Genomic DNA, 16,010 nt, shown 5'->3' on the forward strand with positions numbered 1-16,010 from the left:
TAGGCGCGCGCTCCTAAAAATGTAGAGCGTGCCATCTAGCCTGCGGATCGTTGGCCGCCTAGTATCGGCGCGGGTTTCTGCTGAATCGGGGTGCGCAGGCCTTGCGCAAGAATGAAGTTATCTCAGAGGAGTTATCCATGCAGTATTTCGTGACGGGGGCAACGGGGTTCATTGGCAAGCGGCTTGTGAAGAAGCTGCTGGAGCGCAAGGGCGCTGTGGTCCACTTCCTGATTCGCAAGGAGAGTGCCGACAAGGTGGCCGACCTGCGCAGCTTCTGGGGTGTGGGGCCCACGCGTGCGATTCCCGTGTTTGGCGACCTTACCGCCAAGAAGCTGGGCGTGGCGGCCGATGATGTGAAGAAGCTCAAGGGCCAGATCGACCACTTCTACCACCTGGCAGCGGTGTACGACCTGGCTGCTGATGAGGAAACCCAGGTGGCCGTGAACATCGAGGGCACGCGCAACACGGTGGACCTGGCCAAGGCCATTGACGCCGGGCACTTCCACCATGTCTCTTCCATCGCTGCTGCGGGCCTGTACGAAGGTGTGTTCCGCGAGGACATGTTCGAAGAGGCCGAGGGCCTGGACCACCCGTACTTCCAGACCAAGCACGAGAGCGAGAAGATCGTGCGCCAGGACTGCAAGGTGCCCTGGACGGTGTACCGCCCGGCCATGGTGGTGGGCGACAGCCAGACCGGCGAGATGGACAAGATCGACGGCCCTTACTACTTCTTCAAGCTCATCCAGCGCCTGCGCCAGCTGCTGCCGCCCTGGATGCCCACGGTGGGACTGGAAGGCGGGCGCGTGAACATCGTGCCCGTGGACTTTGTGGTGAACGCGCTCAACGTCATCAGCCACCAGAAGGACATCGGCAAGAAGTGCTACCACCTGGTGGACCCGGTGGGCTACCGCGTGGGCGACGTGCTCGACATCTTCAGCCGCGCCGCCCATGCACCGCGCATGAACCTGTTCGTCAACGCTGCGCTGCTGGGCTTCATTCCCAAGAGCGTGAAGAAAAGCCTGATGGCGCTGGCGCCCGTGCGCCGTGTGCGCAATGCGGTGATGAAGGACCTGGGCCTGCCCGAGGACATGCTGACCTTCGTGAACTACCCCACGCGCTTCGATTGCCGCGAAACCATGGCGGCGCTCAAGGGCTCGGGTGTGGCCTGCCCCAACCTCAAGGACTACGCCTGGCGCCTGTGGGACTACTGGGAGCGCAACCTCGACCCCGAGCTGTTCATCGACCGCACGCTCAAGGGCACGGTGGCGGGCAAGGTGGTGCTGATCACGGGCGGGTCGTCCGGCATTGGCCTGGCCGCAGCGCACAAGTTTGCCGAGGCGGGCGCCACCACCATCATCTGCGGTCGCGACCAGGATAAGCTTGATGAAGCCTGTGCCGAAGCCAAGGCCAAGGGCTATCAGTTCATCGCCTATTCGGCCGACATTGCCGACATGGCCGACTGCGACCGTTTTGTGCAGCTGCTCATCGACAACCATGGCGGTGTGGATTTCCTGATCAACAACGCGGGTCGCTCCATCCGCCGCGCCATCGAGTCGAGCTACGACCGCTTCCACGACTACGAGCGCACCATGCAGCTCAATTACTTTGGCTGCCTGCGCGTGACCATGGGCTTCCTGCCCGGCATGGTGGAAAAGCGCAAGGGCCATGTGGTCAACATCAGCTCCATCGGCGTGCTGACCAATGCGCCGCGCTTCTCGGCCTATGTGGCCAGCAAGGCGGCGCTGGACGCCTGGACGCGTTGTGCCTCCAGCGAGTTTGCCGACCAGGGCATCACCTTCACCACCATTAACATGCCGCTGGTGCGCACGCCCATGATCGCGCCCACCAAGATCTACAACAATGTCCCCACGCTGAGCCCCGAAGAGGCAGCTGACATGATCGCCCAGGCCTGCATCTTCAAGCCGGTGCGCATCGCCACACGCCTGGGCATCACGGGGCAGCTGCTGCATGCGCTGGTGCCGCGCGTGGCGCAGATCACCATGAACACCAGTTTCCGCATGTTCCCGGATTCCACGGCCGCCAAGGGCGGTGGCAAGGATGCCAAGCCGCAGCTCTCGGCCGAGGCGGTGGCGCTGCAGCAGATGATGCGTGGTATCCACTTTTGAAGCTGCGCCGCTTCGCTCGGATCGGCCCGTGTTGAACTCTGTTACCCAGAGGTTAGGCGGGCAGGGATAATCACAGGCTTTGCCAAGTTGGCATTACACACAGCCTCCCTATGATTCTGGTTACCGGCGGCGCGGGTTTCATCGGCGCCAACTTCGTTCTTGACTGGCTTGCTGCCTCCAGCGAGCCCGTCGTCAACCTCGACAAGCTCACCTACGCAGGCAATCTGCACAACCTGGACGGGATAAAGGGCGACGCGCGCCACACCTTCGTACAGGGCGACATCGGCGATACCGCGCTGCTGGCCCGCCTGCTGGCCGAGCACAAGCCCCGTGCCGTGGTCAACTTCGCGGCCGAGTCGCATGTGGACCGCTCCATCCACGGGCCCGAGGACTTCATCCAGACCAACATCGTCGGTTCGTTCCGCCTGCTCGAAGCCGTGCGCGCCTACTGGGGCGCATTGCCAGAGGGCGACCGTGCCGCCTTCCGCTTTCTGCATGTGTCCACCGACGAGGTGTATGGCTCGCTGGCACCCACCGACCCCGCCTTTGCCGAGACGCGCGGCTTTGAGCCCAATAGCCCCTACAGCGCCAGCAAAGCCGCCAGCGACCACTTGGTGCGCGCCTGGCACCACACCTACGGCCTGCCGGTGCTCACCACCAACTGCAGCAACAACTACGGGCCCTACCACTTTCCCGAAAAGCTGATCCCGCTGATGATCGTCAACGCCCTGGCCGGCAAGAACCTGCCGGTGTATGGCGACGGCATGCAGGTGCGCGACTGGCTCTATGTGAAGGACCACTGCAGCGCCATCCGCCGCGTGTTGGAGGCGGGCGCTCCCGGTGAGACCTACAACGTAGGCGGTTGGAACGAGAAACCCAACATCGAGATCGTGAACATGGTTTGCAGCTTGCTCGACGAGCTGCGCCCTCGCGCCGATGGCCAGAGCTACCGCAGCCAGATCACCTATGTGAAGGATCGCCCCGGCCACGACCGCCGCTACGCGATCGACGCGCGTAAGATCGAGCGCGAGCTGGGCTGGAAGCCCGCCGAGACTTTCGACACCGGCATCCGCAAGACCGTGCAGTGGTACCTGGAGCATGCCGACTGGGTGGCCAACGTGCAGACCGGCGCGTACCGCGATTGGGTGGAGACCCAGTACGAGCAGCAGCCCGCAGCCGTGGCGAGCGCCCGCGCATGAACATTCTGCTCTTCGGCAAGGGCGGCCAGATCGGCTGGGAGCTGCAGCGCAGCCTGTCGGTGCTGGGCACCGTCACCGCGCTGGACCACGACAGCACCGAGCACTGTGGTGACTTTGCCAACCCCGCTGGCGTGGCCGAGACGGTGCGCGCCCTGCGCCCCGATGTGATCGTCAATGCGGCGGCCCACACCGCCGTGGACAAGGCCGAGAGCGAGGCTGACTTCGCCCGCACGCTGAACGCCACCACCCCCGGCGCCATCGCGCAGGAGGCCGCCGAGCTGGGCGCCTGGCTGGTGCACTACAGCACCGACTACGTGTTCGACGGCAGCGGCAGTCGGCCCTGGGTGGAGGCCGACACGCCCGCCCCGCTGAGCGTGTACGGCCGCACCAAGCTCGAAGGCGAGCAGTTGATCGCCCAATCCGGCGCCAAGCACCTGATTCTGCGCACCAGCTGGGTGTACGCCGCACGCGGTGGCAACTTTGCCAAGACCATGCTGCGCCTGGCGCAGGAGCGTGAACGCCTGACGGTGATCGATGACCAGTGGGGTGCGCCCACCGGCGCGGACCTTCTGGCAGATGTGACGGCCCACGCCATCCGCCACCTGCAGAGGCACCCCGAGCACGCGGGCCTGTACCACTGCGTTGCCGCAGGCGAAACGACCTGGAATGCGTATGCAAAATACGTGCTGTCGCGCGCCAATATTGAAAATTCAGCTATTAAAATAATAGCAAAAGAGGTGGCGCCTGTGCCCACCAGTGCTTTCCCGACCCCGGCGGCCCGCCCGCACAACTCGCGCCTGAGCACGGCCAAGCTGCAGACCACCTTTGGTCTGCAGATGCCGCACTGGCAGGCCGGTGTGGCGCGCATGCTGGCTGAAATTCTCTGAACGGCACCCTCACATGACGCAACGCAAAGGCATCATCCTGGCCGGAGGCTCCGGCACCCGGCTGCACCCGGCCACCCTTGCCATCAGCAAGCAACTGCTGCCGGTATACGACAAGCCCATGATCTATTACCCGCTGAGCACGCTGATGCTGGCGGGCATCCGCGACATCCTCATCATCAGCACCCCGCAGGACACGCCACGTTTTGCGCAGCTGCTGGGCGATGGCCGCCAGTGGGGGCTGAATCTGCAATACGCAGTGCAACCCAGCCCGGATGGCCTGGCGCAGGCGTTTGTGATCGGCGAGGCGTTTCTGGATGGGGCGCCCAGTGCCCTGGTGCTGGGCGACAACATCTTCTACGGCCACGACTTTCACGAGCTGCTGGGCAATGCCCGGCAACGCACGGAGGGTGCCAGCGTGTTTGCCTACCATGTGCAAGACCCTGAGCGTTATGGCGTCGCCGAGTTTGATGACCAGGGCAAGGTGCTGTCGCTGGAAGAGAAACCCAAACAGCCCAAGAGCAGCTATGCGGTCACGGGCCTGTATTTCTACGACAGCCAGGTGGTTCAGATGGCCAAGGGTCTCAAGCCCTCGCCACGCGGAGAGCTGGAAATCACCGATCTGAACCGGCTGTACCTGGAGCAGGGGCAGCTGAATGTCGAAATCATGGGGCGCGGCTATGCCTGGCTGGACACCGGCACGCATGAAAGCCTGCTCGAAGCGGGCCAGTTCATCGCCACGCTGGAGCATCGCCAGGGGCTCAAAATCGCTTGCCCAGAAGAAATCGCATGGCGCTATCAATGGATAGATAGCAGTCAACTTGAGAGCATGGCCCAGCCACTCATTAAGAGCGGCTATGGGCAATATCTGTTGCGTTTGCTCAAAGATAGAATTTATTGAGATTCCATGCAAATCACGTCACTGTCCATTCCGGATGTCTTTCTTGTTGAACCCACCGTGTTTGGTGATTCCCGAGGTTTTTTCTACGAGAGCTTCAACCAGCGCGTGTTCAACGAAGCTACAGGTACTTCTCTGCAGTTCGTGCAAGACAACCACAGCCGTAGCGCCAAGGGGGTGTTGCGGGGATTGCATTATCAGATCCAACAGCCTCAAGGCAAACTGGTCCGCGTAGTCCGTGGTGCAGTGTTTGATGTGGCGGTGGACATTCGGCGTAGTTCCCGCACCTTTGGCCATTGGGTGGGTGAAGAACTCAGTGAGGAAAACCGTCGCCAGTTGTGGGTGCCACCTGGCTTTGCGCATGGTTTCGTCGTGCTAAGCGATACGGCGGAGTTTCTTTACAAGACCACGGATTACTATGCCCCATCGCATGAGCGTTGCATTGCATGGAATGATCCTGATCTTGCAATTGATTGGCGCCTTGCGGGCCTGCAGCCCTTGCTGTCGGCCAAAGACGCAAAAGGAGTCCGGCTCGCAGAAGCTGAACTCTTTTTATGACGATGGCGCTCCAGAGGGTGGGGCTCAATGAAGGCGTTGGAGAGCCTTGTAGAGATCCGAGGAGCCGAATTTTGCATTCTGCGGGTCTAGCGAGAACAGGTTGTGATCGCGCGCAACCGTGTTGCCTTGCCAGTAGGGCTCCAGGAAGAATGACAGGAAATCGGCCCCCTGTCGGGCGTGTTGATCCAGAACCTTACGCAACTCGGGTGCAGAGAGTGCTTTGAGGGGGTGAAACTCCGTGATGCCATATCTGCGGTGTGCAGTTGTGCCGTACCACGCGGGAAAGTCAGGCCCATAAGTCGCGTCACCATACAGACTCACGCCAAGCCGGATGCTGTTTGTGTTGCGAAGTGATGCATCTATTGCGAATTTCTGCGCGTCCCAGCTAGGGTTGGCGAAAGGGATGATTTGGTGGGTATATCGTGGTGCCTTGGCTAGGCAGGATTGCCCGACGACGGCGTCAAAAAAAAGTAGATAGGCTAATACCTGCTGGCCTCGAAACGCATGCCACAGTGGAACCAGCGGGTTGTAGTAGTAGGACGATTGATCCGCAGGCATGTCTACGTAGGCTGGCAGCGTACCGTCCGCCAGAGTATGTTTGGGTAGCGGACGCTGTGGCTGCAGGACTGGTGTTTTTTGCTCTCGATCCATGATGGCAACCCGTCGGGTGTCCAGTGCAATCAAGTGGCCCGGGGTGCGTTCCAGGAATATATCGATCTTGTGTAGACCTGCAGGCAGTTGTCTGAAATCCATGTCCAGTCGCCAGCCGGTGTTGGCATCGCCAAATTCGGGCTTCGCGAGGAGGACATCCTGGCGCCCTTTGTTGACCGCTGTCTTTCCGACAAAGATACCGTTGCGGTAAACGTGGATCCAGGCAGGGGGGGAAGCAGCATCTTGGGGAGGGGCGAAGGCCCATCCGGCAATCGGCATGCTGCCGTGGGCATGTGAATCGATATGCTCAAAGTAGTTTTGCAGCGACTCGGTTCGGATGTCTCGCGATGGTGGGGAAACATCCGCAAAAGACGAAAACTGCGAGCCCAGCACACGGTTCAGTTGGCCAATGTTCCCAAACTGGGTTGTCAGGTATCTCTGGAATCCTGCAACGGAGGCGGGGCTGTAGTCCGTCACTCGGTAGGGTGGGTTGAAGCCCATCCCTCCTTCAAAGTCGGGGAACAGGTGGTGTAGTTCCCCCAGCAGTGTTATCCCCCTGACCTTGGATATGTCATGTGCTGGCAATGTGCATAACTCGTCGAGCAGTGCGTGGGCTGCCTGCATACGCTTGGCAGAGATTTCTGTTTGTGTGGTGGCAAAAGTCCATGGATAAACAGGGTCTCCATAGTATGTACTTACAGGCAGTGGCCCGTCGCGGGTCTGTGCGAGATTGGCGGCATTGCGTGCCAGGGTTTCCTCAATGGGGGCCCGCGCCGAGAAATGGGTGGAAAAAAGGTACAGGATCAGCGGTCGCTCTGTATCGCGCACCGTTCGCACCAGGCGTTTGATCCTCTCCGTGTCAATGACCCAGTCGGAGCCTTGCGCCCGAAACAACTGCAGCAGCGGAACTGGCAGTGTGTATCCCATGGGGAATGGGGAGTGAGTGCGATGCGAGGGTTGTAGCTGCGACAGTGTGGACTCTACAAGGGCGGCAGCAGAGCCTTGCGGCCCTGTACAGTGCTGCGCAAGTGAGTCGGGGGCGGTGTCAGCCTCGGGTCTTAAAATACAGGTGTCGATCACGCCAACCATAGGGGCCAGCATCATTGGCCCTGATGGTTTGGGAGTGGATGGGGCGACTTTGTAAAACCATGCGGCGCCGACAATACCGGCGATAGCGACGCTACAGGATGCCCCTGCAATGGCAAACGCTGTGGTTTTCTGGAAGATTGCGTGCATGTGCTCAAGGAATGTTTTCTAACGACTGTACGCGAAGGTGATGTTGAGCATCCCGCTTGGCTTCGTGTGGCGTTCGCCTGTTGAGTTGTTGGGTTGCCCATGATTCACCCGGTTTGAGAGCCCGGGCTACACTCTCGCCCATTCTTTGCAGTTCGCTGGCTTTCTCGCCCATCGGGCTCGGTTTTCAGATCATCATGACCACACAAACATTGATTCCCACGGCTGAGCTGCAGGGCGGTGCAGCCTTGGAGCAGCCGAGGTTGGGCGAGCTGCTGGTGCAAGCCGGAAAACTCAGCGCCCGCGATCTTGAGCGAGCGCTCTCCGCCCAATTGGAAATGGGCGGAATGTTGGGGCGTGTGTTGGTTCGGTTGGGGCTGGTTTCGGATGTTGACGTCGCCAACATGCTTGCGCGTCAGCTGAAGCTGGACTTTGTGGCGGCAGATGGTTTTCCTGACCTCATGCCAGAGGTGGAAGGCTTGCTGCCAGAGTTCTTGCATGCGAACGCTGTTTTCCCGCTGCGCTTGGATGGGCGGGAGCTTCATGTAGCTATGGCGGTGCCGCAAGATGCATTCGTAGTAAAGGCCCTGCGCCTTGCCACGGGGTTCTCCATTCGTCCGTACTTGGCTCTGGAAAATGATATCGAAAAGGCGCTGGTGGAGCCCGTGGAGGAGGCGCCAGAAGACGATGATGGTTTTGGCGATGCCCTTGACGGGGGGGATTTTGTTGAGCATCTCAAAGATTTGGCCAGCGAGGCGCCGGTCATTCGCTTGGTCAATACCATCATCGGCCGCGTGACCGACTTGAGAGCGTCCGACATTCATCTGGAGCCCTTTGACGACGGTCTGCATGTGCGCTACCGCGTCGATGGGGTGATACATATGGGTGAGCTGGTGCCCCCTCGTCTGTCGGCTGCTGTTAGCTCCCGCGTTAAATTGCTGGCGCATCTGGACATTGCCGAGCGTCGCTTGCCTCAAGATGGACGTATCAAAACGCGGGTGAAGGGGCGTGAGCTGGATTTGCGTGTTTCCACCGTGCCGACGGTGCATGGTGAAAGCGTCGTGATGCGTGTGCTGGATCGCGCCAGTGTGCGGCTTAATTTGGATACCATGGGTTTTGAGCAGGATACGTTGGCGCGTTTCAATGCGCTGCTCGCCCGTCCACATGGAATCCTGCTAGTCACTGGCCCAACGGGTTCCGGCAAGACCACTACGCTCTATGCTGCGTTGTCGAAAATAGATGCGAAATCGAACAAAATCATTACGGTAGAGGACCCGGTCGAGTATCAGCTTGAGGGGATCAATCAGATTCAGGTACATCCACAAATCAATCTGACCTTCGCTAACGCGTTGCGTTCTATCCTTCGCCAGGATCCCGACATTATCATGATTGGTGAAATGCGCGATGGTGAGACTGCCCAAATTGCGGTGCAATCTGCTCTCACGGGCCATTTGGTGCTCTCCACGCTTCACACCAATACGGCGGCTGGGGCCGTGATCCGTATGCAAGACATGGGGGTAGAGAGTTACCTCATTACCTCTTCGGTTAATGGGGTGCTGGCACAACGTCTCTTGCGCACCCTCTGCAGTCATTGCAAGGTGCCTTACGAGCCTGGGCCGGAGGTGCGCCAGAGTACGGGGTTAACGCGTTTCTGTCCTTCCGATCGTCCCATTTACCGGGCTGTTGGGTGTGAGCACTGTCGGCAGTCTGGTTACCGCGGGCGGACTGGGATCCACGAGCTTTTTGTGCTGGATGAGCCTATGCGTCGTGCCATCATTGAGGGACTAGATGCCAATGCACTCAATGCAATCGCCGCTGGTTCTGGAATGCTCAGTTTGTTTGAGGACGGGTTGCGCAAGGTGGCAGCTGGCGTCACCACGCTTGATGAGTTGGCGCGCGTCACTCAGGATCAGTCTGATGCCTGATTTTGCCTGGAGGGCTGCCTCAGCGGCAGGCAAGATCGAAGAGGGGAGACTGTCTGCGCCCAGCAGCGCTGCGGTCATCAAGCTGTTGCGCGAACGTGGAATGACACCGTTGCGTGTTGATGATGTCGCGATCGCGGGTGTGAAGGCAGCCTTGCCAGAAGGGAATGGTGTAATGGCTGCGTCCAAGGCGCGTCATTCCAACGGCCCTGTAACAGCTGCAGATGTGCTTGCGCTGACGGCAGAGCTTGCAATCATGCTGCGCGCGGGTTTGGCGTTAGACAATGCGTTGCGCGTACTGATTGACATGAGTCACAAGCCGAGTCTCTCTGTGTTGGTGCAGGGCATTCTTGATGCGGTTAAAGGCGGCACACCCCTAAGTCGTGCGCTGGCGGCACGTCGTGACCTTTTTGGTGACTTCTATATCAATATGGTGCGCTCGGGTGAGGTCAGTGGGCAGATGTCAGCCGTACTGGATCGATTGGTCGAGCACATGGAGCGTCAGCGTGCACTGAGAGATAGTGTGATATCGGCCACCATCTACCCTGCCATCCTGTTGGGGGTGGCTGTGCTCTCGTTGATTGCCATGCTGGGGTTTGTGGTGCCGCAGTTTGAAAAGCTTTTTTCAGATATGGGCGATGCTCTTCCTTTGCCGACACGTGTGGTGATGGTGATGGGGCAGGCGTTTACGAACTACGGGTTGGTGATTGGGGCGGGGGTTGTTATTGTTGCGGCATGGCTGATGCGGTGGCTGAAATCACCCATCGGTCGACAGTGGTGGCAGGCTCGTCTGCTGAGGCTGCCGATTGTGGGACGCATCGCTCTCAAGTACCAGCTCACACTTTTTTCGCGCTCCCTGGGGACCCTGCTTGGAAATGGTGTGCCTATGCTCACTGCATTGCACATAGCGACTGAGACAGTAGGGAACATAGTTTTGCGTCAGGCGCTTGCTCGGATTGCCCCTATCGTCAAGGAGGGGGGCAAAGTGGTTCAAGCAATTTCAGTTACAGGTATCTTTGAACCTCTTGCAGTCAACCTGATCCGAGTGGGGGAGGAGACCGGGCGCATCGGATCAATGATGCTGGAGTTGTCCAATATATTGAATCGTGATGTTGAGACTGGCATCAAGCGCCTGCTGACTTTGGTTGAGCCTGTACTCATCCTGGTTTTGGGTGTGCTGATTGCCGCCATCATTGTGTCCATACTGCTCGGGATTCTGTCGATCAATGACCTCGCCGTATAATTTTTGTTTGCCCAAGGATCTGTCTCTCATGGTGAGTACCCGCGCCCGCCGCATTTTTGGCCCCGCATCTGCAAACCGTTTCAGCCGCGGTTTTACGCTGATTGAATTGCTGGTGGTGCTAGCAATCCTCACCCTGCTGGCGGGGCTGGTAGGGCCTCGTGTGCTGGGCCAACTTGGCGGTGCTAAGGCGAAGACGGCGGCAGTGCAGATTGCTGATCTGGACAAATCACTAGAGTTATTCAAGCTGGATGTGGGGCGTTACCCCACATCTGAAGAGGGGCTTGAAGCCCTGGTCAAGAAGCCAGGAAGTGTGAATGGTTGGAATGGCCCCTACCTGAAGGGGGGGATACCTTCTGACCCTTGGAATCATCCCTATCGTTATGCCAATTCGGGTGGCGCTATTCAAATTCTCTCGCTGGGCGCAGATGGTGCTCCTGGTGGTGATGGTGAAAATGCCGATATCCGCAATACACCCTGATTAAAGCTGCTGGCCATGGCGGGATTTCCCTTGCGGCGCGAGCAGGGCTTCACGCTGGTTGAACTTCTGGTGGTTTTTGCCATCATGGCGTTGGTTGCTGGTCTGGTGCCGCTGGCTTATGAGCGTATGCGCGACGGCTCGCAGTACCGTGATGCCGTTCGCACCATGTTCAGTCAAATGCGCTTAGCCCGCTCCTTGGCGATCAGTGGTGGGCGGGATGTTAGTTTTGTTGTTGATATGGGGCGTCGCCGCTATGGCTTGGATGGCGAGCCGCTCAAGACTTTGCCCGAGTCGCTGCTGTTACGCGTCACTGTGGCAGACCGTGAGGTCGCTTCTCAAGGTGTAATGTCCATCCGATTTCTGCCTTCGGGCGGTGCGACTGGTGGAAGTGTAGAGATACTGCGTGCGCCTGGGGTGGGCACCCGGTTGCGTGTGGATTGGCTTTCGGGTCGAACCACGCAGGAAGCTCTTCTGCCATGAGAATCGAAAATGGACAGCGTGGCCTGACGCTACTCGAGTTGCTGGTGGCCTTTGCCATCATGGCGCTCTCCTTGGGCATGTTGTATCGCATCATGGGGGGGGGCGTCCGTAGCGGAGGGGATATCGAACGGTACCAGCGTGCAGCCGTATTGGCGCAGTCGTTGCTCGCGCTGCGCGATACCGTCCCTGAGGGGGGGTGGCAGCAGGCCGGAGAGTCTGCTGGTTATCAGTGGCAAATTCAGTCGGCGCCCTATTCCACTGGTTTGTCTGGACCGACGATCCCCGTGCTGCATGAGGTCGGTATCGCCGTCACCTGGGGGGAGGGCGAACGCTTACGCAGATTGAATCTCACCACGCTGCGCCCTCAGCGCAGGCCGCCAGAACAGGTGCGTCGATGACGGATGGCTATCGTGCCAATGTTGGCAGGGGAGGCGGCTTTACCTTGGTGGAGTTGCTCATCGTTCTTGTCTTGATGTCGCTTCTGGTGTTGGCAATGGGTTCCGCTTTGCGCACAGCATCGCAGACCGAGGTGCGCGTGGATGATCGGCTGCAGCGTGTGGACGACCTGCGCGTCGTGAATGGTTTTTTGCGTTCGGTGCTCGGCCGTGTGTCTGCGCAGAAGACGACTTTGCCGGTTGAGCTTGGCTCGAGTCCGTTTTTCTTTAATGGTGCTTCGGACTTCATGACCTGGGTGGGCGTCATGCCCGCGCGCTATGGAGCGGGCGGGCGTTACCACTTCCGGCTTGGCGTCGCGGAGGGGGGGGTTCTCCTGCTTCAATATCTGCTTTGGGAAGGTGGAGGCATTCAGCCGGATTGGACCTCCGCACAGAGCGTCGGGTTGCTATCGGGTGTCACAGGGCTCGCATTGCAGTACCAGGATGCGGCTGGAGAGCCGCCAGCATCTATGCCGCAGTGGACAGTCACTGATCGTTTGCCCGATCGCGTGATGATCTCCATACAAACGGTCACGGGTGTTTGGCCGGATATCGTTGTTCCGCTTCGGGTGCTGCCTGCCAGTGACCCACGCTCCAGTGGCCCGGTGTTTGGGGGGACTTGATCGTGGCATCTGCAGCAGTAGGCGCGTTTAAACGCGAACGCGGCCATGGGATGGCATTGCTGGCAGTCCTGTGGACTGTGGCGGCTCTCAGCATCATCGCCACCGGGATCACGCGCTCCATTCGGTCAGAGAGCCGCGCAGTTGTCCAGGCCCGGCAAGAAGTTGAAGCCCAGGCGCTGGGAGAGGGGGCTATTCAAATTGCCTTGCAGGCGCTGCTTGCCAGCAACCAGCCGGTATCTAAGGTGCTCCTTACCGAGGTTGTCTATCGCGGGGTGGCTATGCAAGTGCAAGTCATGCCATTGAGTGGGCTCATCGATATCAATATGGCAACTCCACCGCTTCTTGAGCGGCTCTTGGTTGTGGCGGGAGGGCTGTCGCCCGATGCTGCGCAAACTGCCGCGCGAAGCATCGTCCAGGCCCGCCTTGGGCGGACGTCCCGAGGTGGGGCGCTCAGTTTTGAGGCACCTGAGGACTTGCTGCAAGTGCCAGGGATCGACTATGACCTCTATGCTAGACTTGCCGACCTTTTGACGGCTGATGTACGAGGTACCGGGCGCGTCAATCCTATGGCTGCGCCGATTGGTGTGCTCACTGTGTTGGCCGGGGGTAATACCGCTGTGGCCGCACAAATCGCCGCAGCGCGTGATGCAGGCCAAGTGGGGGTAGACACCTCGGCACTGGATTCCAATCTTCTCGACGCTTCTGTTTCCCGGCGCATGCAAGTTCAGGTTCGTGTGCCTATGGCAGAAGGGGGCTATGTCCGCATTTCGCGCAGCGTCGCCCTGGATGCACGCACTCCCGACGGAGCCCCTTGGCACACCTTTCGCGCGACAGTTGGCGTTGAGCCGCTAGCCCGCAAGAACCCCTGAAGTACAACGCTATGTCCTCCATCCAATCTGACGCCCGATTTTTTGGGGTCGATTTTCACGCTTTGTGGCGCGACGTATGCCAGGCATGGGCCGGTTTGCAGGATGTGCCCCCGTTTGTCTGGTTTACACCGGAGGCATCTGTTCGACTTTTTCAAGCAGATGGCGGCGAATCGTTGTGGCGGGGTGGGGTGCGTGTTCCAAATGGCGTCAAAGGTGGAAACGCCGAATTCAACGCGCTGGAGCTCCCTGAAGACCTGTTGTTGCGCCGCGCGCTGACCATGCCAGCCATGAGTGAGTCTGATATTGCGAGCGCTGCCTTGTTGCAGGCCCGGGCGATCAGCCCCTTTGCTGAACACGATTTGGTCTGGGGTTACTGCGCGCGCCGGCAACCCGAGGGACACAGCCAAGTGGAACTGGCGCTGGCGTCATCCAAGCAGGTTGCGCAGTATCTGCAGGAGCAGGCCAGCCGCTTGGGAAGGGGGGGGGCAGAGGTATGGGCTACGCTCAATCAGGGCTCGCCCATCGTGCTGTCGGGTTATGGTGAAAGCGCTCGTGAGGCAAAAAGTCTACGAGGCCGAAGGGTTCGTTATGGCTTGTTGGCGCTGGCTCTGGCTATTGTGGGGGGGATTGCAATCACTCCCACCTTGCAACTGCGAGCGCGTGCCATAGAAGCGGTAAAGGCCCATGATTCTGTAGTGCACCGTACACCACCCTTGGTAAAGGAGCGTGAGCTCCTAATGCAATCGGCAGAAAAACTCGGAGCCTTGTCGGAGTTGCTTGCAGGACGCATTGAGCCTCTGCGTGTCCTTGATCGCCTCACCAAAATCCTGCCTGACGACACGGCACTGCAAGCATTTACGCTGAAAGGGCAGAAGGTCACCCTCAACGGACTCACGTCCAATGCTTCGGCGGTCATGCAAATACTGGGAGAACAGTCTGGCGTCCGTGATGTCCGCGCTCCCAACCCTGCGACGCGTACAGGGGGGGCGAACTCCAAAGAGAATTTCGTGATCGAGTTCATGGTTGATCCTCAGGAATTTGGTGTTGCTACTGCGCAAGGTGCAACGCCAATTGCTGTACCGCCCATTGCATCTGCGGCACCTGCGGCATCTGCCATCGCAGTAGCGCCTCCGCAAGCAGCGTCCGCGTCTGCGGCGGCTGCATCTGCTCCACTGGCGTCGGCACCCAGCGCGCCGGTGGCTGCCAAGACGGCACCTGCGGCTGGCGGGGCGCTTGTGCCCGTGTTTGGCGGCGGGCCAGCGCAGTCCGCGCCACCGCAACCCAAGCCTGCCACCGCTAAGCCTGAGCGCAAAGAAACGCCATGAACAAGCCCGCCTTGCGCCGCGCCGCACTTCTCTTTCTCATCAGCGCCCTTGCTTTGGCACCCGTTGCTGCGGGAGGCTGGTACGTTTATCGCAAACATGTCTGGGGGGTAGAGCGCCTTGCGCAGATCGAGCCGCGACATGCGCGTCTTCTGGGGCTCGAATTGCAAAGCGCCGACATTGAAGCGGCCAAATTGAAAGCCTTTGAATTACGAAAGCAGTTCGTGTACCCGATGGCGCAAGACGATGCCCAAACGGGGAACCAGGCCCAACAGAAGGTGCGAGACATCTTTTCGTCTGCTGGATTGCAAGTATTGAGCAGCCAAGTTCTTCCCTCTAAGGAGGAGAAGGGCTTTGATCGCATTCCTCTGGTTGTGCGCGCAGAGGGGGAAATGCTGGCTGTGCAAAGTGCATTGGCGGTGCTGGGCAATCAGCAGCCCATCATTGTCATCAGCGAGATCGACATTCAGGTTCAGGGTGGCTTGGCCAACCTCAACCCCAAGCTGGCGCCTCGGCTGTCCGCCCAATTTACCCTGAGCGTGTTGCGAGAGCGTTCATGAAAAAATACTCGCTGCACATGCTTGTGCTTCTCAATGTCATCTTGGCGCTTGTCCTCGCGCGTTTGTGGTTTGACTCGGCGGGGCATCTGCGCAACGTGCGCTGGCAGGCGCCCAAACCGCAAACGGCTGACTACGGGGCGATGGTGCCCAGTGTCCCGGGTGTGGCGCCAGCTGACACAAGCCAGTTCATAGCGATGCTGGACAGGCCCGTGTTTTCGCCTACACGCCGTCCTCCTCCGCCACCTCCGCCTCCGCAGGAAAAGGAGCCTGTGGACAGCCTCACTACGGCGCAACTGTCGGGCCTTTTCAGGGGCGACAAGGATGGCGGCGTGATTATTCAGATCGCCGGGAAGCATCGACGCGTACGTCTTAACGAAAACGTGGAAGGCTGGTTGTTGTCTGATATTCAGGACCGAAGCGTGACTTTCACTCGGAGTGGCCAGAGCCGCGTGCTGCAGCTTCCGCGAGCGGCGGTGACAACATACACGGGGTTGGCTCCGTCTGCGGGCGTGCCGTCCGCGCCTGTGCGG

At 59.6% G+C, this 16,010-nt stretch carries 15 protein-coding genes; 14 read left to right on the forward strand and 1 reads right to left on the reverse strand.

Annotation, left to right across the window (positions count from 1 at the left end; all coding sequences use genetic code 11):
- The first annotated feature begins 137 nt into the window (after positions 1-137).
- From AC07Z7_RS11685 to rfbC, 5 genes are all read left to right on the forward strand, one after another.
- Positions 138-2,126 carry an SDR family oxidoreductase gene (locus tag AC07Z7_RS11685; protein ID WP_494766322.1) on the forward strand — a complete coding sequence of 663 codons (1,989 nt, stop codon included), beginning with the start codon at positions 138-140 and terminating at the stop codon, positions 2,124-2,126.
- A 110-nt stretch (positions 2,127-2,236) separates the two neighbouring features.
- On the forward strand, positions 2,237-3,325 hold the full coding sequence (rfbB, locus tag AC07Z7_RS11690; RefSeq protein ID WP_494766323.1) for a dTDP-glucose 4,6-dehydratase: 1,089 nt from the start codon (positions 2,237-2,239) through the stop codon (positions 3,323-3,325).
- Positions 3,322-4,212: a dTDP-4-dehydrorhamnose reductase gene (gene rfbD / locus AC07Z7_RS11695; protein WP_494766324.1), complete on the forward strand. Its 891-nt coding sequence runs from the start codon at positions 3,322-3,324 to the stop codon at positions 4,210-4,212. Before rfbB ends, rfbD begins: the two co-directional genes overlap by 4 nt.
- A gap of 13 nt (positions 4,213-4,225) precedes the next feature.
- Positions 4,226-5,110: a glucose-1-phosphate thymidylyltransferase RfbA gene (rfbA, locus tag AC07Z7_RS11700; RefSeq protein WP_494766325.1), complete on the forward strand. Its 885-nt coding sequence runs from the start codon at positions 4,226-4,228 to the stop codon at positions 5,108-5,110.
- A 6-nt stretch (positions 5,111-5,116) separates the two neighbouring features.
- A complete protein-coding gene (gene rfbC, locus AC07Z7_RS11705) occupies positions 5,117-5,665 on the forward strand; it encodes a dTDP-4-dehydrorhamnose 3,5-epimerase (protein WP_494766326.1) in 549 nt (182 codons plus the stop codon).
- 24 nt (positions 5,666-5,689) lie between these two features.
- Here rfbC and AC07Z7_RS11710 read toward each other — a convergent pair whose 3' ends face one another.
- Positions 5,690-7,243 (reverse strand): hypothetical protein, encoded by a 1,554-nt coding sequence (locus AC07Z7_RS11710; protein WP_494766327.1) that lies wholly within the window; start codon positions 7,241-7,243, stop codon positions 5,690-5,692.
- A 503-nt stretch (positions 7,244-7,746) separates the two neighbouring features.
- Here AC07Z7_RS11710 and AC07Z7_RS11715 point away from each other — a divergent pair.
- Genes AC07Z7_RS11715 through gspM form a run of 9 tightly spaced genes read left to right on the forward strand, consistent with a single transcriptional unit; the run spans position 7,747 to position 15,480 of the window.
- Positions 7,747-9,474, forward strand: coding sequence for a GspE/PulE family protein (locus tag AC07Z7_RS11715; protein ID WP_494766328.1), 1,728 nt, complete (start codon positions 7,747-7,749; stop codon positions 9,472-9,474).
- The gene (locus AC07Z7_RS11720) at positions 9,467-10,714 is read left to right on the forward strand and encodes a type II secretion system F family protein (protein WP_494766329.1); all 1,248 of its coding nucleotides are present in this window, start codon (positions 9,467-9,469) and stop codon (positions 10,712-10,714) included. The genes AC07Z7_RS11715 and AC07Z7_RS11720 overlap by 8 nt, the downstream gene beginning before the upstream one ends.
- A 28-nt stretch (positions 10,715-10,742) precedes the next feature.
- Positions 10,743-11,192 carry a type II secretion system major pseudopilin GspG gene (gene gspG, locus AC07Z7_RS11725; RefSeq protein WP_440113802.1) on the forward strand — a complete coding sequence of 150 codons (450 nt, stop codon included), beginning with the start codon at positions 10,743-10,745 and terminating at the stop codon, positions 11,190-11,192.
- Between the two features lie 15 nt (positions 11,193-11,207).
- Complete coding sequence (locus AC07Z7_RS11730) at positions 11,208-11,672, forward strand: GspH/FimT family pseudopilin (protein WP_440113805.1); 465 nt, start codon at positions 11,208-11,210, stop codon at positions 11,670-11,672.
- Positions 11,669-12,070, forward strand: a complete 402-nt coding sequence (locus tag AC07Z7_RS11735; protein ID WP_494766330.1) for a type IV pilus modification PilV family protein — start codon at positions 11,669-11,671, stop codon at positions 12,068-12,070. Before AC07Z7_RS11730 ends, AC07Z7_RS11735 begins: the two co-directional genes overlap by 4 nt.
- Positions 12,067-12,729 (forward strand): prepilin-type N-terminal cleavage/methylation domain-containing protein, encoded by a 663-nt coding sequence (locus AC07Z7_RS11740; RefSeq protein WP_494766331.1) that lies wholly within the window; start codon positions 12,067-12,069, stop codon positions 12,727-12,729. Before AC07Z7_RS11735 ends, AC07Z7_RS11740 begins: the two co-directional genes overlap by 4 nt.
- 50 nt (positions 12,730-12,779) lie before the next feature.
- Positions 12,780-13,598 carry a type II secretion system protein GspK gene (locus tag AC07Z7_RS11745; RefSeq protein ID WP_494766332.1) on the forward strand — a complete coding sequence of 273 codons (819 nt, stop codon included), beginning with the start codon at positions 12,780-12,782 and terminating at the stop codon, positions 13,596-13,598.
- A gap of 11 nt (positions 13,599-13,609) precedes the next feature.
- Positions 13,610-14,923, forward strand: a complete 1,314-nt coding sequence (locus AC07Z7_RS11750) for a PilN domain-containing protein (protein ID WP_252660348.1) — start codon at positions 13,610-13,612, stop codon at positions 14,921-14,923.
- Positions 14,920-15,480: a type II secretion system protein GspM gene (gene gspM, locus AC07Z7_RS11755; protein ID WP_252660347.1), complete on the forward strand. Its 561-nt coding sequence runs from the start codon at positions 14,920-14,922 to the stop codon at positions 15,478-15,480. The genes AC07Z7_RS11750 and gspM overlap by 4 nt, the downstream gene beginning before the upstream one ends.
- The last annotated feature ends 530 nt before the right edge of the window (positions 15,481-16,010 follow it).

This window comes from Acidovorax sp. GW101-11A03 (assembly GCF_059424825.1).